Raw genomic sequence first — 18,177 nt, 5'->3', positions numbered from 1 at the left:
CCGTCGCGTAAAGCCATGTCGCGCCGAAAGCACGGGAAAGCCCACGGATCGGATCAGGACGTGCGGGACCAATCGATGAACAGCGCGCGCCGGGCCGGCTGGCAGCGTGGGCAGAAGTCGGCGTCTGCCGGGCCCACCCGCACCGACCGAAGCGTGGTCCCGCACACCTCGCAGGGCTGTCCGGAACGTCCGCGCACCTTCAAAAAGTCCCGGAGCTTCTCCGACACGTCCGGCCCCACCTGCGCGATGTGATTGATGGCATGTACGAGCGTGGCCCGGATGCTGTCGTAAAGCCGAAAACGATCCTCGTCGCTCAGCTGGTAGCAGAAGGTCTTGGGGTGAAGACCGGCCGCAAAGAGGATCTCGTCCGCGTACGCATTGCCGATCGAGGCCAAGGTGCGCTTGTCCATGAGGAAGGTGCGCACTTGCTCCCTTCGGCCCTTCACCAAGCTCGAGAAGCGCTCGCGCGTGAAATCCTCCGAAAGCACCTCCATTCCCAGCTCCCCGTAGCCGGGGATCGAGGCTTCGTCGGCGCAGAGGGTCAAGTACACCTTGCCCATGCGCTTGGCGTCGAGATAGCGGAGCTCCTGCCCGCCCTCGAAGCGCAGGGCGAACACCAGGCTCTTCGGCGGCTTGGCCGCGGGTCCGGGCCCCAGCGTGTAGCGGCCCACCAGCATCGCGTTCACCACCATAACCAGGTCTTGGGAGAAGCCAAAGCGAAGAAAGTGACCTCGCCTATCGATTGTTTCGAGGCGCTTGCCCTCGAGCTGCGTTGAAAAACTGCCTGATGTCATAATGCGAAGCGGCGTCGGATCTCCCACCGCCACGGACTGCACCACGGCCCCCTGCACCTGATCGCGCAGCTGGCGTTCTACGTATACGAGGTCAGGAAGTTCAGGCACTTAGCGCTCCTTTTGGGGGCTCCACGGTCTCAGTGGCCCCGCCGGATCGAGCAATGAACAGCTTTGGCGGTTACGCGGTGCGTTTCGCAAGACCCCCAGATACTTGTTAATCGAATGACCTGCACTGCTTGCCAAGTCTGTGCCGCATGGAGGAAACTGAGGGCACCTTTTTCTTTGGCTCAGTTTGTCCTCGGAGGTCTCATGGCGCCACGTGGTTTCAGGATGGATGGTCAGCGCATGCGCGCTCTCGCCACCAGGTTGCGGTTCGTCGGTCGTCAGTCCCTGGTTCTGGTGGGGGGCATCGGGCTGTCCCTCGCGGCCTGCTCTGGCAGCGCGCCGCTGCCGTCCCCCGGGGACGAGCCTGCCCAGCCGCCCGGTCCCCCCATCGGGGCGCCCGACCAGCCCGACCTCGGGGACGTGGTCCAGGCGAACGTGGTGCCCCCCCCGATCTCGGGCGGCACCTTGCTCATGCTTCGTGACGGGCACACGGCCGTGGCCGCCGATCCCGATCGCGACAAGGTCTTCGTGGCCGACGTACGCACGAAGCAGCTGCTGGCCACCATCCCTCTCACCCCGGGCAGCGAACCCGGGCGGGCCGTGGAAGACGCCGAGGGCCAGGTCCACGTGGTGCTGCGAAACGCCGGCACGCTGCTCACCCTGCAAGCGGGCACCTGGGCGGTGGCCGGGTCTCGGCAGGTCTGCCCGGCCCCGCGCGGGGTCGCGTTCGATGGCCGCGCGCTGTGGGTGGCGTGCGCCGGCGGTGAGCTCGTCCAGCTGGCGTCCGCATCCGGGGGCACCACACGTGTGTTCAAGCTCGATCGTGACCTCCGCGACGTGGCCGTCATGGGGGGGCGCCTGGTGGTGTCCCGCTTCCGCTCCGCCGAAATGCTCACCGTGGATCCCAGCGACGGCAAGGTCCTGGGGCGGACGGCCGCCCCGGGAAGCACCGCTTCGACACAACCGGGGTTCTTCAAAACGCCTGACAGCCAACTGCGAGAAACGCCCCGCGCCGCGGATCCGGGCGTGGCGTGGCGGCTACGCGAAACGGGCGACGGGGGTCTCGTCATGATCCACCAGGAGGCCAGCAACGGCCCCCTCAGCCTCACGCCGGGCGGCTACGGCGGCGGGGTGTGCGGTGGGGCCATCGCAGCTGCCATCACCACGGTGGACAAAGACGGAGCTGTGCACACCTCGGGTCAGGTCATGTTCGGGACCCTCCCCGTGGACGTGGCGGTCTCGCCCGGCGGACATCAGGTGGCCATGGTCTTCGCGGGCAACGGGGGGAAAATGGCGCGCGAGACGTCCGTGATGCGCACCGACGTCGACCTCCTCGTTGGCGACTGCGTGCCCCCCGGCGCACCCGACCTTCCTTTGGACCCGGCAGACACCGCCCCCGATGGACAAGGCGGCAGTGGCGGACAGGGCGGGGGTGGCGGACAAGGCGGCGGTGGCGACGTCACACTGCCCGCGCCCGATCCGGTCGAGGCCGTGGCGAACAAGCACCCCGTGGCCGTGGCCTTCGACCAGGAGGGGCGTTTGGTCGTGCAGTCGCGCGAGCCCGCGGTGCTCACGATCCTTGGGCCGAATGGCGGCGACATCTCTTTATCGAAGGAGTCCCGCGCCGATAGTGGCGTTGAGGTGTTTCACATGGCCACGAATGCGGGCTTGGCCTGCGCCAGCTGCCACCCCGAGGGCGGCGACGACGGGCGCGTGTGGGCCTTCGAGACGCTGGGCATGCGGCGCACGCAAACGCTGCGGGTGGGCCAGATCTCCCAAACGGCGCCCTTTCACTGGGACGGCGACATGAAGGACCTCAGCACGCTGATGCATGAAGTGTTCAACGGGCGCATGCAAGGCCCCTCCCTCGACACGCCTCACGTGAACGCGCTCGCCCGCTTCATGGACAAACTGGCGCCGGTTGCGGCAAGCCACCCCGCGGACCTGGCTGCCGTGGAACGCGGCCGCCTGCTCTTCAACGATGCCAAGGTGGGCTGCGCCACCTGTCACGGCGGTGATCGGCTCTCGAACAACCAGACCTTCGACGTGGGCACGGGTCGCGCGGTCCAGGTCCCGTCCCTCAGGGGCATCGCCGAGCACGCGCCGTTCATGCACACCGGCTGTGCAAAGACGCTCCGGGAGCGCTTCGATCCTTCCTGTGGCGGCGGAGACAAGCACGGTATCACGTCGCACCTTTCGGCGACCCAGCTCGACGACCTGGTTTCCTTCATGGAAACCCTGTAGACCTGGGCAAAAGCACACCCCGCGATGCGGCCGGGGCCTTCGGGCTCCGGCCGTTTTCGTTTGGGCCCTCGAGGTCCTCTCAGGGTCGTGTTTGCCTGAGCCTCGGGGGCAGCATGAAACCCACCACGGCCATGCCGAACACGAACCAGGCACCGAGAACCACGGCCATGCCGCCGCGGCCGCGGTCGAAGAACGTGAGGGGCCACCAGTCGAAGCGCACGCGCGCGAAGGCTCTTTCGGCGGCAAGCGGCTTGCGGGTGTAGCGAACCCAGGGTGCGTCCGCGAGGGCGGCCTTTGCGTCGCTCCCTGCCCAGGCATGCCGCAACAACCAGGAGTGCCCTTCCACGGGATGGAAGGGGGGCAACCAGTGAAGCTGATGCGTGTCCTCGAAGCAGGCGCCGCAGAGCCCGTCCACCTCCGGGGTGGGCGCCCCGGAACGATCGGGTGACCCGAGCCAGTCGCGCCGAGCTTGCTGGCTAATGCGGATGAAGTGGTCCCAATAAAACGCACTGCCCAGGAACGACACGAACACCCCACAGGCCACCACCAGGGCCGCGCCGGCAAGCCGCAACCGCCGCACCCGCGCGGAGGCCACCTGCCATGCATCGTCGAGCCACAGGGTGCCGGGCACGAGGAGCAGCGGCACCGCAAAAAGCAGGTAGCGGGGCCCCCAGGCGTAGTCGCCGCTCCAGTAAAGCATCTTCCCGTAAAGCGCGAGCACCGGCCCCACCAAGCCGATCGTCAGCAGGCCGAGGGCAGGGATTGTTCGCCAGAGGCGCGGCAGAGCCACCACCGAGAGAAGCAAAGGCGGGCAGTAAACGAACACACTTTTCCCTGGCGACAGGAAGAGCCCCCAAAGCCCCATCAGCAGCCGCTCCTCGAAGACGGGGATGTCGAGGTTGTAGCCCGCATGCCAGGGCGACTCCCAGCGCAGCCAGTTGTAAAGAGGCAAGAGGGCTACGAGAGGCACGAAGGTAAAGAGGCTGGTGCCCACCAACCGGGCCAGCGCCGCACGCCGCGGCCACAGCCGCACCAGCAGGTAAGCGGCGGCCCCCCCGAGCGCCAGGGCGTAGACGCTCTTCGCGTTCACCAAGAGCCCGGCGGCGGCGCCCAGCGCCAACGCGCGGCGGCGCGAAAGCTCACCCCCACCAACCCGCGTCACCTCGACGGCGAGCCACGTGAAGCAGGCCGCCTGCAGGCACTCGGAGTACGAAGATCGGGCGTAGACCCACAGCATCGTGCCCACCGCCAAAGCGGCCCCCATGACCAGGGCGGCGCGCAGGCTCGCACCCCACAGCCGCACGAGCGCCAGAAACAGCACCACCGTGAGCGCCCCCAGCGCGGCGGGCCCCACGTGCGCGGCGAAGGGCCACGACAGCTCATAGGTGCCAGGCCACAAGGAAACGAGCGCCTTGCGGATGAAGACGCCGGGAACGTGCTGCAGGGACTGGAGCAGGGGGGCGATCGCGTAGATCTTGCCGCCCCGCCCTTCGTGCAGATCCTCGGGCCAGGCTGTCGCGATGTGGAGTTCACCGCGGTTCACGATCGCGTCGGCCACCTCGTACATGGGGGTGGCGTCGGCCCACGGCCGCTCCCGGCTGCCCGTCAGCATGAAGAAACAAAAAACGCCAAAGCCCAGCAGCCACTTGGCGGCGGGGCTCAACGTAAAGCCGATCGGGGGCGCCCCGTTCATGCGGGGATACTGCACGCCAGGCGCCCGCAGGGCAACGACCTGGCAGCTGCGCGCTCGGGGCCCCACCGTGAACCGTCCGAGGAGACCCTCGCGCCTGCGCGCTCAGGGCCCCGCGCCCGGGCCGATCGCCAGCTCGAGCAGCGAGACCGGGAGACCTCCGTTTTTGAGCGGGTGGTCGCGCACCGTGCGCAGCCCGGGCGCCTCGAGCCGGGTGCCTTGGGGCACCAAAACACCAGCCCGCCACCCCTGCCACCGCAGGGCCAGGGTCTTTGCGAGGTCCCGCCATTGCCTCGTCACGGCGCTTGGCCCGCCGAGGCGGTGGCCGTAGGGTGGATTGAACAGCAGCAAGCCCGAGGGGGCCGGGGGCGCGAGCGCCTCGAAGGTTTGCGCCTCGAAGCGCAGGGTGTCCGCTCCGGCGCGCGCGGCGTTGCGTCGGGCCTTGTCGACCATCTGCGGATCCCGATCGCAGCCCAACACCAGCCCGGCCCCGGCCGCGGGGGCCTGCGTCATCACAGGCGCCCGGGGCGTCATGCTCGGCCAGTCGTCCATCGCAAAGCGGGCCTGCGTTCGGTCCACCCCGAGCAAGGCCGCTTCGATGGGGATCGTACCCGCGCCGCACATCGGGTCGACGAGAGGCTCTGCCGGCGTCCAGCCCGCAAGGTGAAGCAGGCCAGCCGCCAAGGTCTCGCGCAGCGGCGCCTTGCCGATCTCCAGGCGGTACCCGCGAAAGGCCAGCGTGTCACCCCCGGCGTCGACGCTGAGCTCGAACGCGTCCTGTTCCCCCCGAACCAGGAGCCGCGCGGCCGGCCGGGCCTCCGCAGCCGGTTCGTGGCTGTTGGCGTCGTCCGTGTCGCGCAGGAGCGTGCACGGCTGGCCGAGGCGTTTGCCAAGGGCGTCGAGCAGGCGCTCACGGAGGGCCCCCGTGTGGTGCAGGCGACAGCGGTGCGTGGTCACGTCGATGCGCACCGACTGCCCCGCCCGCATGTACGCCTCCCATGGCAGCGCGGCCCACTTCCGCTCGAGCTCGCCGAACGCGCGCCCCCGCGTCTGCGCCACGCGCTGCCAAAGCCGCGCGGTCACCCTCAGGAGCGGCAAGGCCCGCCGCACCTGCTCAACCCGCGCCGACACCAAAACGCCCCCCTTTTCCGGAAAGAAGGCACAGCCTGGCAGGACCCGCTCGACCTCGCGGGCCACCGCGTCCTCGAGACCCGGGCTCGCCACGGCAAACCAGGCGCGGCACGCGGGATCGGGCTGTATTTTCACGAGGCTTTCCATCAAGCGGAGGCAGGTTTGGGGTTAGACTTCCGCGTCAGGTCACGCGGGCCGAGGCGTCGCGGGCAGGGTGCCCGAGGCTGCGGCGAATCACCAAACATTTCAGGCACTACCACAAAATGGATTCCACCGGTCCTCGTCAATTCCAGCGCGTGCTCGTGGCGAACCGCAGCGAGATCGCCATCCGCATCTTCCGCGCGTGTTCCGAGCTCGGTATCCGCACGTTGGGCGTCTTCAGCAAAGAGGACCGCGCCGCCCTTCACCGCTACAAAGCCGACGAAACTTACCCCCTCGACGAGAGGCTGGAACCCCTCAAGGCTTACCTCGACATCGAGGGCATCGTGGCCATCGCGCGACGCAACGGTGCGGACGCGATCCACCCCGGGTACGGCTTTCTCTCGGAGAACGCCGATTTTGCCCGGGCCTGCGCCGACGCGGGCATCGTGTTCATCGGGCCGCCGGCCTCGGTGCTGGAGCTCATGGGCGACAAAACCGCCGCCCGCAAATGTGCCCAGGCGCTGAACATCCCCGTGGTGCCCGGCACCGACGAGCCGCTGCCGGACGCCGACACCGCATCCAGGCTGGCGGCGGAGATCGGCTACCCCGTCATCTTGAAGGCCTCGTTCGGCGGGGGTGGGCGTGGCATGCGCGTGTGCCGCCACGACGGCGAGCTGCGCGCCTTCCTCGAACAAGCCGGGCGCGAAGCGCGGGCGGCGTTTGGGCGCGGCGACATTTTCCTCGAAAAATACGTCGAGAGCCCCAAGCACATCGAAGTTCAGGTGCTGGCGGACGCCCACGGCAGCGTGGTGCACCTTTACGAACGCGACTGCTCCATCCAGCGCCGTCACCAAAAAGTCGTGGAGATCGCGCCCTCGCCGCGGCTCGACCCGGCCCTGCGCGATCGGCTCTGTGAAGACGCCGTGCGCTTGGCCTCGGCCAGCGGCTACGTCAACGCCGGAACGGTGGAGTTCCTCGTCGACAAGGCGGGTCGCCCCTACTTCATCGAGATGAACCCCCGTGTTCAGGTCGAGCACACCGTGACCGAGATGGTCACGGGCATCGACATCGTGAAGTCGCAGATTCGCATCGCCGAGGGTCACCCCCTTGCCAGCCGGGAGATCGGCCTCCCCGCGCAGGCAGCCGTTTCGGTGCGGGGCTTCGCCATCCAAAGCCGCATCACCACCGAAGATCCCGCGAACGGCTTCATCCCCGACTACGGCCGCATCAGCCACTATCGCTCGGCCGCGGGCTTCGGCATTCGCCTCGACGCCGGCGTGGCGTTTTCCGGCGCCGAAATCACCCCGTACTACGATTCCTTGCTCGTCAAAGTCTGCGCGCAGGGCCTCACCTACGACGACGCCTGCCGCAAGATGGAGCGCGCCCTCGCCGAGTGGCGCGTCCGCGGCGTGAAGACGAACATTCCCTTCCTGCGCAACGTGCTCAAGCACCCGAAGTTCCGCGCGGGCGAAGCCACCACCACCTTCATCGACGATACACCAGAGCTGCTGGAGTTCCCCGAGCGCTTCGATCGCGCCACCAAGCTGCTGCAGTTCGTGGGCGAGGTGAGCGTCAACGGCAATCCCGAGATCAAGGGCAAATCCAAGCCTGCGCTCCTGCGCAAGCCGGTGGTTCCCGCTTACGACCCCGACGCCCCCATTCCGCAGGGCAGCCGCGACCTGTGGAAGACGCTGGGCTCGGAGCGCTTCAGCGCGTGGATGCGAGAGCAAAAGCCGCTGTTGCTCACGGACACCACGTTCCGCGACGCCCACCAGTCGCTACTCGCCACGCGGCTTCGCACCCATGATATGACCCGCGTGGCGCCCGCAGTGGCGCGACAGCTAAGCGGCTTGTTCTCCCTCGAAATGTGGGGCGGTGCCACCTTCGACGTGGCCATGCGCTTTTTGCACGAAGATCCCTGGGAGAGACTCGATCTGCTGAGGGTCCAGATCCCGAACGTGCTTTTCCAGATGCTCCTGCGGGGCGCAAATGCCGTGGGCTACACGAACTACCCCGATAACGTCGTCGAGGCCTTCGTGAAGCAGGCCGCGGCCGGTGGCATCGACATCTTTCGCATCTTCGATTCGCTCAACTGGCTGCCCGGCATTTTGCCCGCCGTCGAGATGGTGCGCAACGCGGGGGCGCTCGCCGAGGCAGCGATCTGTTACACGGGCAACATCGATGACCCGAAGCGCTCGCGCTACGACCTCACGTACTACGTGAACATGGCCAAGGAGCTCGAGAAGGCGGGCGCCAACATCCTTGGCATCAAGGACATGGCTGGCTTGCTCCGGCCTTACGCCGCGCGGCGCCTCGTCAAGGCCCTCAAGGACGAGGTGGGCCTGCCCATTCACCTGCACACGCACGACACCGCCGGCATTCAAGCTGGCACGCTGCTCTTCGCGGCCGAGTCCGGTGTGGACGTGGTGGACGCGGCCTTTGGCGCGCTCTCCTCGCTCACATCTCAACCAAACTTGGAATCCGTGGTTGCAGCGCTCGCGTTCCAGGAGCGGGACACGAAGCTCGACTTCGACACCCTCGTCAACTTCACGTATTACTGGGAAGAAGTTCGCAACTACTACGCCGCGTTCGAGAGCGGTCTCAAGGCAAGCTCGGCCGACGTCTACATCCACGAGATACCCGGGGGCCAGTACAGCAACCTGAGACCTCAGGCCGAAGCCATGAACCTGGGACATCGCTTGCCCGAGCTCAAGCGCATGTATGCGGTGGTCAACGAGATCCTGGGGGACATCGTCAAAGTGACCCCGTCGTCGAAGATCGTGGGCGACCTGGCGCTGTTCATGCTCACGAACAACCTCACCGCCCAAGATCTCGTGGAGCGTGGCAAAGACCTCTCGTTCCCTGAATCCGTGATCGGGTACTTCGCGGGCGAGATCGGACAGCCCCCGGGAGGCTTCCCCGAACCTCTGCGCCAGGTGGTTCTCAAGGGGCGCCCCGTCAAAGAAGGGCGACCCGGTGACAGCCTGCCCCCCATCGATCTCGAAACGACGCGCACCGAGGTGGAGAAGAAAACGGGGCGCCCGGCTTCGGACAGAGACGTGCTGTCTTATCTCATGTACCCGAAGGTCTTCACGGACTTCGCCGAGTTCCGCAAGGCCTTCAGCGATGTCTCCGTGGTGCCCACCGACGTGATGTTCTACGGGCTGCGCGTCGGCGAAGAGGCCGAGATCGAGATCGAAAAGGGCAAGACCCTGTTCATCAAGTTGGTGGCCATCAGTGAGCCCAACGAGCACGCCATGCGCACCGTGTTCTTCGAGCTCAATGGGCACCCGCGCGAGGTGCAGGTGTTCGACCAAACGCTGGGCATCGAGCGGGCCGTACGCCCCAAGGCCGACCCCAGCAACTTGCATCATCTCGGCGCACCGATGCCCGGCACCGTCATCGAGGTCAAGGTAAATCCTGGTGACGCGGTGGCAGAGGGCGACAAGTTGGTCGTGCTCGAGGCCATGAAAATGGAGATGACCGTGGCCAGCCCTCTTGCGGGGGTCATCAAGGAGATTGCGGTCAAGGCGCGGGATCGTGTGGACGGCGGCGACCTTCTGGTGGTGTTCAAGTAAACTGATGACAAGATCGTCGAGAATCGATTTGCCCTATCGTTCAGGTTCGCTAAAACGCGTTCGGAAGGCCCATGGCCCGCATCTTGGTCGTTGAAGACGAAAAGGACCTACAAGACGTTCTGACTTACAATCTCAGGGCCGCCGGCCACGAGGTGTTGGTCTCGAACGATGGGGCGGCCGTGCTCGCCTTGGCGCGCGAACATCAGCCCGACCTCGTGCTGCTCGACCTCATGCTGCCCGACGTTTCGGGGCTCGACGTCTGCCGCTCTCTCAAGAGTGACGCGGAGACGAAAAGCATCCCCGTGGTGATGGTCACGGCCAAGGGCGAGGAAATCGACCGGGTCGTGGGCTTCGAGTTGGGCGCAGACGACTATGTCGTCAAGCCCTACAGCACGAGGGAGTTGATGCTGCGCCTGCAGGTCATCCTGCGGCGCCAGCAGCCCTCGACGCCCGAGCCCGTGTTGAGCGGCGCCACGACCCGGTTCGGCAAGCTCACCATCGACCGGGAGGCCTACCGCGTGTGGGTGGGCGGCCAGGAGGTCACCCTGACGGCCCTCGAGTTCCGGCTGCTCTGCACCCTCTTCGATCGCCGGAACCGCGTGCAGTCGCGTGCGACGCTGCTCGACGAGGTCTGGGGGGCCAGCGAGGACATGGCCACCCGGACGGTAGACACTCACGTCAAGCGCCTCCGCGAAAAGTTGGGCCTGGCGGGCGACTACATCGAAACGGTGCGGGGCGTGGGCTATCGCTTTCTCGAGCGGCCCCCCGAGGCCTGACCGCGCGGATGGGGCTGCGGAGCGCCCCGTCAGAATTTTCGGGCTTGGCACAGGAACGTCACAATCCGCAACTACCGTGATGCCGCACGAAAGGGCTCGTATTTTCGCGAGCACGTCCCACACTCTTCCGGTCGCTGGCCTTAGCCTTCCGCGCTCACTCAGGAGATTTTCATGGAGACCCGCTCGAAGAACGTCACTCTGCTCGCGCTGATGGCCCTCGCCGCCCTCGCGGGCTGCAAGCCGCGCGCGGGCCAAGGCGGGAGCGGATCCGAAGCGGCCGGCAAACCGATCACGATCAAGGGCTCCGACACCATGGTCACGCTGGGACAGCGGTGGGCCGAGGTCTACATGAAGGGCCACCCGGGCGCGGTGGTGCAGGTGACCGGGGGCGGCTCGGGTACCGGCATCAGCGCGCTCATCAACGGCACCACCGACATTTGCCAGGCGTCGCGCCAGATCAAGGGCAAAGAAACAACCATGCTGAAGGAGAAAACCTCCCGTGAGCCGGTCGAGATTCCGGTGGCCAAAGATGGCTTGGCCGTTTACGTCAACGCAACAAATCCGATGGAAGAGATCTCGGTGCCGCAGCTCAACCAGATCTTCACCGGCAAGGTGACGAACTGGAAAGAGCTCGGTGGCGCGGACGCGCCCATCATCGTGTATTCCCGGGAGAACAGCTCTGGCACCTACGTCTTCTTCAAGGAACACGTACTCGAGAGCGCCGACTTCGCCGCCAAGGCCCAGACCATGCCGGGCACCGCGTCGGTCGTCAATGCCGTGGCGAAGGAGAACAACGCGATTGGCTACGGGGGTGCGGCATACGCCGAGGGCATCAAGGTGCTCAAGGTCAAAAAAGACGAGGGCAGTCCCGCCGTGTCCGTCTCGGAAGACACCGTGCGTGACGGCAGCTACCCGCTGTCCCGGCCCCTCTTCTTCTATCTCGCGAAGCCTCCCGGAGGCTCGGTGAAGCCGTTCATCGACTGGGTCCTCAGCAAGCAGGGGCAGTCTCTGGTGGCTGACGTGGGTTACTTCCCCGTACTCTGACGCTGCCCGCAGCGGGGCCGGATCGCAGCGGCGCGTTCGGCCCTCCTTCCGTCGGTTCCAGCGACGGGGAAGGAGATCGCCTGGGGCCTGGCCCAGAAGTATCGGTTCTGTCACGCAGATGTCACAGAGCAGGCACACAGGTTCCACCGCAGCCTGGTTTATTTCAGCCGTGTCAACCGAAGGCGGTACCCTAGGTGGCGTCAACGCCATGGAGGCGGCGGCGCCCTCAACCAGCACGCCCAGCCGTGTCGGGGAGATGGCCCGTCCGCAGGCGCTCCATCTCAAGCGCCCGCCCCGCTGGCATGCCGCAGCCGAGGTGCTGCTCAAGGTCATGGCCTTTTCGGCCATTGGCGCCGTGGCTCTCATCTTCCTCTTCGTGGCCAAGGAAGCTCTGCCGCTTCTGTGGAGCCCCCTCGTTCACGAGGAGGTCACCCTCGGACAAATGTGGACCCCGCAGTTGTGGCCGGGTTACGACGAAGCGGCCTACATTTGGCAACCCGTCTCCGATGTACCGAAGTTCAGCGTGTGGCCTCTCATCGTGGGTAGCCTCAAGGTGACGCTGGTGGCGATGCTGGTGGGCGTGCCCTTGGCGGTGGGAGGCGCGCTGTACGTCTCCCAATTCGCGGCCAACCGTGTGCGCGAGGTGGTCAAGCCCGCCATCGAAATGCTGGCCGCCATTCCTTCGGTGGTTCTGGGCTTTTTCGCCCTCATCGTGATGGCGAGCGTGTTCCAATCCTGGCTCGGCCTCGAGTCTCGACTCAACGCCTTGGTCGCCGGCGTGGCTCTGGCCTTCGCGGTCGTTCCCGTGGTGTTCACCATCTCGGAGGAGGCGTTCCGCGCCGTCCCACGCAGCTTCGTCGAGGCATCGACCGCTCTGGGCGCTGCACGATGGCAAACCGTGCTGCGCGTGGTGGTGCCCGCGGCCAGCCCCGGCATCGCTGCCGGCGTCGCGCTGGGTCTTGGCCGTGCGGTGGGCGAGACCATGATCGTGCTCATGGCCTCTGGCAACGCGTCCCTTTTGACAGCCAGCCTCGCGGATTCGGTGCGGACCATCCCGGCCACAATCGCCGCAGAGCTCGCCGAGGTCGTCTTCGGCGGCGCTCACTACACCATCCTTTTCTTCTTGGGCGCCTTTCTCTTCGTGGTGACGGGCCTCGTGAACTTCTCGGGTGATCTCGTGATTCAGCGCATGAAGCGTAAGCTCGGAGTGTCGGCATGACCGCGCCCTTCAGGCGCAGCGGAAGGCACCTGGCTGCCGACGCGTCCCTCAAGATTGCGACCGGGCTCGCCACGTTGCTGATTCTGACGGTTCTCTTCCTCATCGTGACGGACGTGTTGGTGCACGGCTGGCCCAAGCTGTCGCTGGGCTTCTTCTTCGAATCCCCCCGGCAGGGCATGACCGAAGGGGGCATTTTCCCCGCTCTCATCGGAACGGTGGCCCTCGTGCTGCTCATGACCGTGGCCGTCGTGCCGGTGGGCGTGGCGACCGCGATCTACCTGAGCGAGTACGCCGCCTCCAGCTCGAAGTTCACCCGCGCCATACGTGTCGCGGTCAACAACCTCGCAGGTGTTCCCTCGATCGTGTTCGGTCTGTTTGGGCTTGGTTTTTTCGTTCAGTTCGTCGGCCCCGCGGTGGACGATGTCTTCTTCGGAGGCGAAAAGATCTATGCCCAGCCCGCGCTCATCTGGGCGTCGCTGACCATGGCAGTGCTCACCTTGCCGGTAGTGATCGTGGCCACCGAGGAAGCCTTGAGGGCCATCCCGCGCGACCTGCGAGAAGCGTCCCTCGCGCTCGGCGCAACGAAATTTCAGACCATCTTTCGGGTGGTGGTGCCGCAGGCTGCACCCGGCATTTTGACCGGGACGATCCTGGCGATCAGCCGCGGTGCTGGCGAGGTGGCACCCATCATGTTCACAGGCGTCGCTTACTTCCTTCCCACGCTTCCGGACAACTTGTCGTCGCAGTTCATGCATCTCGGGAACCACGTCTACACGTTGGCCACCCAGTCTCCGAACGTGGACGCCACCAAACCGTTACTCTACGCCACCGTGGCTGCACTTTTGGCGCTCACCTTCGCGCTCAACCTCGCTGCCGTGGTGGTGCGCGCGAGGATGCGGCGACGAATCTCCGGCGCCCACTAGACTAACCCTGATAAAGAGACGGCCGCGCCCATGAGTACGGAAGAGACCCCTCCCGCCAAGATGACCGTAAAAGAGCTCTCGGTCTTTTACGGAGAGAAGAAGGCCATCGGCCCCATTTCTCTGGATCTGCCAGAGAAGCACGTGACTTCGCTCATCGGTCCTTCGGGCTGTGGCAAGTCCACCTTCTTGCGATCGATAAACCGGATGAACGAGTTGATTCCGGGTTGTCGCGTCACAGGCGACATTCGGCTCGACGGTGACGCCATCTACGGCGCGGGCATCGACGCGGTTTCGGTGCGCCGACGCATCGGCATGGTGTTTCAGCGCTCGAACCCTTTCCCGAAATCAATCTTCGAGAACGTGGCCTATGGGCTCCGCATCGGCGGCATCAAGGACAACAGCGAAATCGCGGGGCGCGTTGAACGTGCCCTGAAGCACGCCGCGCTCTGGGACGAAGTGAAGGATCGCCTTTCGGACAGCGCCCTTGGCCTCTCGGGTGGCCAGCAGCAGCGGCTCTGCATCGCCCGCGCGCTGGCGGTCGAACCCGAGGTGCTTCTGATGGATGAGCCAGCCTCGGCGCTGGATCCCATCGCCACCGCGCACATCGAAGAGCTCATCCACGAGCTGGCGGACGACTACACGGTGATCATCGTGACTCACAACATGCAACAGGCCGCGCGCGTCTCCGACTACTGCGCGTTCTTCTACATGGGTGATCTCATCGAGTTCGACAAGACCGAGATCTTGTTCACCAAGCCCAGCCAGCAGCGCACGGAAGACTACATCACCGGCCGTTTCGGCTGAACCCCGAACGCCGCCTGCACCTGTTGGCCCGCCCAACGAGGATCAGAATGGGCGGATACGGCTGAGATGACGGCAGCGGCCGCGGCGCCGCTCGCCACCACGGACGTCAGGGACGCGAGCGTGATGCCGCCGATCGCCACCACAGGTACCGTCACCTCCTGCACCACGGCCCGCAGGGCTTCGAGGCCCACGACGGGATCCGGATTCAGCTTGGACTGCGTGGGAAAGACGGGTCCAAAGCCGATGTAGTCAGCGCCTTCGGAGGCTGCGCGCCGGGCCTGGGCCCGATCGTGGGTCGACACCCCGATGCGCATCGGGAAGCCCTGGCGTTTCAGGACCGCGCGGGCGGCGCCCAGGGGCAGATCGTCTTGTCCGAGGTGCACGGCGTCGGCGCCCACGGCCATGGCCACGTCGAGGCGGTCGTTGACGCAAAAGGGAACCTCCGCCTCCTGGCAGAGAGGCGCCACCTGCTCGGCCACCGCCAGCATCTCGGCCGCGGTGGCGCTCTTCGCTCTCAACTGCAGAACACAGGGTTTTGCGGCAAGCAGGTTCCGAGCCGCTCGTTCAATTGCCGATGCACCCCCGAGCACGAGGTGCGGTGAGAGGTCGAGGATCGCATAGAAACCGTGCAACATCCGCGTACACTACTTCACCGACCCGCCCGTCGGGGCCGTCGAAAGCGAGACCTGATGCCCACGCCCTTTCGTCTGCAGACCTCCCTGTCCCCCCGGGGTGACCAGCCCCGCGCCATCGGGGAGCTCATCGAAGGCGTCACGCGCGGCGATGCCGCACAGGTCCTTTTGGGTATCACGGGCAGCGGCAAGACCTTCACGATGGCCAACGTGGTCGCCGCCATCCAGCGCCCCACCCTGGTGATCGCGCACAACAAGACCCTGGCGCATCAGCTCTACCTCGAGTTCAGGAACCTCTTCCCCGACAACGCCGTCCACTACTTCGTCAGCTACTACGACTACTACCAGCCCGAGGCCTACGTCCCCTCCACGGACACATACATCGAGAAGGACTCGCTCATCAACGAGGAGATCGACCGGATGCGCCACGCGGCGACCTTCGCGTTGCTCACCCGTCGTGACGCGCTCATCGTGGCCTCGGTCTCGTGCATCTACGGCATCGGTGCCGCCGAGGCCTACCTCGGCATGAAGGTGGATCTCGAAACGGGCGTCGAGGTCCGCCGCGACGCCGTGCTGAGGCGCCTCGTCGAAATCCAGTACGACCGCAACGACCTCGATTTTTCGCGCGGCACCTTCCGTGTGCGAGGAGACGTCGTCGAGATCTTCCCGGCCTACGAAAGGGAGAAGGCCATCCGCATCGAGTGGTGGGGCGACGAGATCGAATCCATCTCCGAGGTGGACCCGCTGCGGGGACGCGTCCTGCGCAAGCTCGAGGAGGTCTCGATCTTCCCAGGCTCGCACTACGTGACACCGGCAGAGCAGCTGACCCGCGCCATGCGCGGCATCCGGGAAGAGCTGCGCGAAGCGCTCGTTGACCTCAAACGAGACAACAAGCTCGTCGAGGCCCAACGCCTCGAGCAGCGCACGATGTACGATCTCGAGATGCTCGAACAGATGGGGCGCTGCAAGGGCATCGAGAACTACTCCCGGCACCTGTCAGGCCGAGGCGCGGGCGACCCTCCCCCCACACTGATCGATTACTTTCCGAAGGACTTCCTGATGGTCGTCGACGAGTCGCACCAGACGATTCCGCAGATCGGCGCGATGTTCAAGGGCGATCGGGCGCGCAAGGAAACGCTGGTGTCGTTTGGGTTTCGTCTGCCTTCGGCGCTCGACAACAGACCTCTCAAGTTCGAGGAGTGGCGGGAGCGCGCGCGCCAATGTGTGTACGTCTCGGCCACACCGGGTGAGTACGAGCTTGAACAAGCCGAGGGCATCGTGGTGGAGCAGATCATTCGGCCCACGGGTCTTCTGGATCCCCAGATCGAGGTGCGCCCGGTCGGAACCCAGGTAGACGATCTCGTTGGCGAGATTCGGACCCGTGTCGAGATGAAAGATCGTGTGCTCGTCACCACGCTGACCAAGCGCATGGCCGAGGATCTCACCGAATACCTCACGGAGCTCGGCATCCGCGTGCGCTACCTGCACTCGGATATAGATACCCTCGAGCGCATCGAGATCTTGCGCGAGCTTCGCCTCGGCGAGTTCGACGTGCTCGTGGGCATCAACTTGTTGCGGGAAGGACTCGATCTGCCCGAGGTCTCGTTGGTCGCCATTCTCGACGCCGACAAGGAGGGCTTCCTCCGTGCCGAGCGTTCACTCATTCAGACCATCGGCCGCGCCGCCCGCAACGTGCGGGGCAAGGTCATCATGTACGCCGACCGCGAGACCGAGTCGATGAGGAAAGCCATCGGTGAGACGCAACGCCGTCGGGCCCTTCAGCAGGCGTACAACGAGGAACATGGCATTACCCCACAGACGGTCAGCAAGGCCATCGAAGAACTCGCGGGCACGGCCCTCGACGACTTTTACGACCTTGGAAAAGGGGCACCTCCGCGCGGGCGCGACAAGGGGCGTAAGCGCCACGCAAGCCCCCTCGACCTGCCCCTCGGCGAGATCCCCAAAGCCCTCGACAAGCTACGCAAGGACATGCACCGCCTCGCCGAGGCGCTCGAATTCGAGAAGGCCGCTGCGGTCAGAGACCAGATCAAGCTGCTCGAAGATCGCCTGGTCGAACTTTCCTGAGCACGAACGCTCACGCGCGACGGTACGCGAGCCGCCAGATCTTCGTGCCGTCCCGCTCACATTGCCTTTCCCGTCGAGAGCGTGAGCTGAACACGCTCTGTCGCAGAAAGGTCCAAGGGGACAGCACATTGCGGACGCCCGGGTTCATCTCCAGGGCTTGCATGGCGTCGAGCGCGAGCTCGAAGATGTCGGTGTTCACGTAGATCTCGCCGCCGTCCACCAAGGCATCCAACATGTCGTCGACCAAAGAGGGGTCGATCACACGCCGTTTGTGCTGGCGCTCCTTGAACCAAGGGTCGGGGAAGTTTACGAAGAAGCGAGAGACGCTGTGCGGAGCAAACAGGCGTGGCATGTCCACTGAGATGTTCGCGAAGACGCTGCGAACCTTCCCGGCCAAGCCTCGGTGCGCAGCTTCTCGGTTCGCCTTGTGCACCATCTCTATCCGGATCTCGATCCCCACGTAGTGTCGGTCGGGCGTCTCGACAGCCCGGTCCATCAGAAAGTGGGCCTCGGCCGAGCCGAGCTCGACCTCTAAAGACGCGCCCGGGGGCCCCTCGACCCGCGGCACGTCGTCTATCGAGAGAAGATCGGAGCGCAGAGGATTGACGTGTTGGCGAACGCGACGAGAAGACATGCGAAGGCGCGCCAGTGTGCCAGATGTACGCCTTTCGTGCAGCCCCCTGCGGTCCCGCACTGAAGCGCCGGGGACCTGCCCTCACGATACCAACGAGTTGCCTAGCTACTTGCCTTCTTCGTTGGCCAGCTCGATCTCCCAGCCGTCCGAAAGGTAGTAGCCATCATCCTCGTGATAGTCGTCCTGGAGAACGGGGTTCGGAGCGCGCTTGGCCAACTCGGCCAGTTTCTCCATGGACGAGATCAGCGCGGTGTCAGCTTCGAGCTTCGTGCGCAGTTGAGCGGCGCGCTCAGCGAGCGCTTCGAGCTTGCTGCGCGAGCTCTTTAGCTTCTCTTCGAGATCCGAAAGCCGTTCTGACATTCAACACCCGTATCCAA

At 65.6% G+C, this 18,177-nt stretch carries 14 protein-coding genes; 8 read left to right on the top strand and 6 right to left on the bottom strand.

The annotated features are described in order from the left end of the window. Positions 1-53: 53 nt before the first annotated feature. Positions 54-902 carry an endonuclease VIII gene (locus KA712_13975; GenBank protein ID MCG5054067.1) on the bottom strand — a complete coding sequence of 283 codons (849 nt, stop codon included), beginning with the start codon at positions 900-902 and terminating at the stop codon, positions 54-56. A gap of 237 nt (positions 903-1,139) precedes the next feature. On the opposite strand from KA712_13975, the gene KA712_13970 reads away from it, so the two are divergent. Further along, on the top strand, positions 1,140-3,143 hold the full coding sequence (locus tag KA712_13970) for a cytochrome-c peroxidase (GenBank protein MCG5054066.1): 2,004 nt from the start codon (positions 1,140-1,142) through the stop codon (positions 3,141-3,143). A gap of 79 nt (positions 3,144-3,222) precedes the next feature. On the opposite strand, the gene KA712_13965 is transcribed toward KA712_13970, so the two are convergent. Together KA712_13965 and KA712_13960 are read right to left on the bottom strand one after the other, a co-directional pair. After that, positions 3,223-4,836: a hypothetical protein gene (locus KA712_13965; protein MCG5054065.1), complete on the bottom strand. Its 1,614-nt coding sequence runs from the start codon at positions 4,834-4,836 to the stop codon at positions 3,223-3,225. Positions 4,837-4,938: 102 nt separating this feature from the next. Continuing rightward, positions 4,939-6,099: a hypothetical protein gene (locus KA712_13960; GenBank protein MCG5054064.1), complete on the bottom strand. Its 1,161-nt coding sequence runs from the start codon at positions 6,097-6,099 to the stop codon at positions 4,939-4,941. Positions 6,100-6,227: 128 nt separating this feature from the next. Between KA712_13960 and KA712_13955 the strand changes: the two genes are divergently transcribed. The 6 genes from KA712_13955 (at position 6,228) to pstB (ending at position 14,449) form a co-directional block, all read left to right on the top strand. After that, positions 6,228-9,683 (top strand): pyruvate carboxylase, encoded by a 3,456-nt coding sequence (locus KA712_13955; protein MCG5054063.1) that lies wholly within the window; start codon positions 6,228-6,230, stop codon positions 9,681-9,683. 71 nt (positions 9,684-9,754) lie between these two features. Beyond that, positions 9,755-10,459 (top strand): response regulator transcription factor, encoded by a 705-nt coding sequence (locus tag KA712_13950; protein ID MCG5054062.1) that lies wholly within the window; start codon positions 9,755-9,757, stop codon positions 10,457-10,459. A 171-nt stretch (positions 10,460-10,630) separates the two neighbouring features. After that, complete coding sequence (locus tag KA712_13945) at positions 10,631-11,503, top strand: phosphate ABC transporter substrate-binding protein (GenBank protein ID MCG5054061.1); 873 nt, start codon at positions 10,631-10,633, stop codon at positions 11,501-11,503. Between the two features lie 208 nt (positions 11,504-11,711). Then, entirely contained in the window at positions 11,712-12,722 is a 1,011-nt protein-coding gene (pstC, locus tag KA712_13940; protein MCG5054060.1) for a phosphate ABC transporter permease subunit PstC, read from the top strand. After that, positions 12,719-13,645, top strand: coding sequence for a phosphate ABC transporter permease PstA (gene pstA, locus KA712_13935; GenBank protein MCG5054059.1), 927 nt, complete (start codon positions 12,719-12,721; stop codon positions 13,643-13,645). The genes pstC and pstA overlap by 4 nt, the downstream gene beginning before the upstream one ends. A gap of 60 nt (positions 13,646-13,705) precedes the next feature. Beyond that, the gene (pstB, locus tag KA712_13930) at positions 13,706-14,449 is read left to right on the top strand and encodes a phosphate ABC transporter ATP-binding protein PstB (GenBank protein MCG5054058.1); all 744 of its coding nucleotides are present in this window, start codon (positions 13,706-13,708) and stop codon (positions 14,447-14,449) included. On the opposite strand, the gene thiE is transcribed toward pstB, so the two are convergent. Beyond that, positions 14,425-15,084, bottom strand: a complete 660-nt coding sequence (gene thiE / locus KA712_13925) for a thiamine phosphate synthase (GenBank protein MCG5054057.1) — start codon at positions 15,082-15,084, stop codon at positions 14,425-14,427. The two genes, pstB and thiE, sit on opposite strands and share 25 nt — an antisense overlap. Positions 15,085-15,138: 54 nt before the next feature. On the opposite strand from thiE, the gene uvrB reads away from it, so the two are divergent. After that, positions 15,139-17,166 carry an excinuclease ABC subunit UvrB gene (gene uvrB, locus KA712_13920; protein ID MCG5054056.1) on the top strand — a complete coding sequence of 676 codons (2,028 nt, stop codon included), beginning with the start codon at positions 15,139-15,141 and terminating at the stop codon, positions 17,164-17,166. Between the two features lie 10 nt (positions 17,167-17,176). Here the strand turns inward: uvrB and trmB are convergent, their stop codons facing one another. Next, on the bottom strand, positions 17,177-17,800 hold the full coding sequence (gene trmB / locus KA712_13915; protein MCG5054055.1) for a tRNA (guanosine(46)-N7)-methyltransferase TrmB: 624 nt from the start codon (positions 17,798-17,800) through the stop codon (positions 17,177-17,179). A 105-nt stretch (positions 17,801-17,905) separates the two neighbouring features. Next, the gene (locus KA712_13910; GenBank protein MCG5054054.1) at positions 17,906-18,160 is read right to left on the bottom strand and encodes a hypothetical protein; all 255 of its coding nucleotides are present in this window, start codon (positions 18,158-18,160) and stop codon (positions 17,906-17,908) included. Positions 18,161-18,177: the final 17 nt, after the last annotated feature.

The sequence above is a fragment of the Myxococcales bacterium genome, assembly GCA_022184915.1.
In the GTDB taxonomy this organism is placed as follows: domain Bacteria; phylum Myxococcota_A; class Polyangia; order Fen-1088; family Fen-1088; genus JAGTJU01.
This window is presented reverse-complemented; position numbering and strand designations above follow the sequence as displayed.

Coding starts and splice junctions, on each gene's coding strand:
- KA712_13970 (MCG5054066.1), top strand. CDS start 1,140: ATGCGCGCTCTCGCCACCAGGTTGCGGTTCGTCGGTCGTCAGTCCCTG.
- KA712_13965 (MCG5054065.1), bottom strand. CDS start 4,836: ATGAACGGGGCGCCCCCGATCGGCTTTACGTTGAGCCCCGCCGCCAAG.
- KA712_13955 (MCG5054063.1), top strand. CDS start 6,228: ATGGATTCCACCGGTCCTCGTCAATTCCAGCGCGTGCTCGTGGCGAAC.
- KA712_13950 (MCG5054062.1), top strand. CDS start 9,755: ATGGCCCGCATCTTGGTCGTTGAAGACGAAAAGGACCTACAAGACGTT.
- KA712_13945 (MCG5054061.1), top strand. CDS start 10,631: ATGGAGACCCGCTCGAAGAACGTCACTCTGCTCGCGCTGATGGCCCTC.
- pstC (MCG5054060.1), top strand. CDS start 11,712: ATGGAGGCGGCGGCGCCCTCAACCAGCACGCCCAGCCGTGTCGGGGAG.
- pstA (MCG5054059.1), top strand. CDS start 12,719: ATGACCGCGCCCTTCAGGCGCAGCGGAAGGCACCTGGCTGCCGACGCG.
- pstB (MCG5054058.1), top strand. CDS start 13,706: ATGACCGTAAAAGAGCTCTCGGTCTTTTACGGAGAGAAGAAGGCCATC.
- thiE (MCG5054057.1), bottom strand. CDS start 15,084: ATGTTGCACGGTTTCTATGCGATCCTCGACCTCTCACCGCACCTCGTG.
- uvrB (MCG5054056.1), top strand. CDS start 15,139: ATGCCCACGCCCTTTCGTCTGCAGACCTCCCTGTCCCCCCGGGGTGAC.
- trmB (MCG5054055.1), bottom strand. CDS start 17,800: ATGTCTTCTCGTCGCGTTCGCCAACACGTCAATCCTCTGCGCTCCGAT.
- KA712_13910 (MCG5054054.1), bottom strand. CDS start 18,160: ATGTCAGAACGGCTTTCGGATCTCGAAGAGAAGCTAAAGAGCTCGCGC.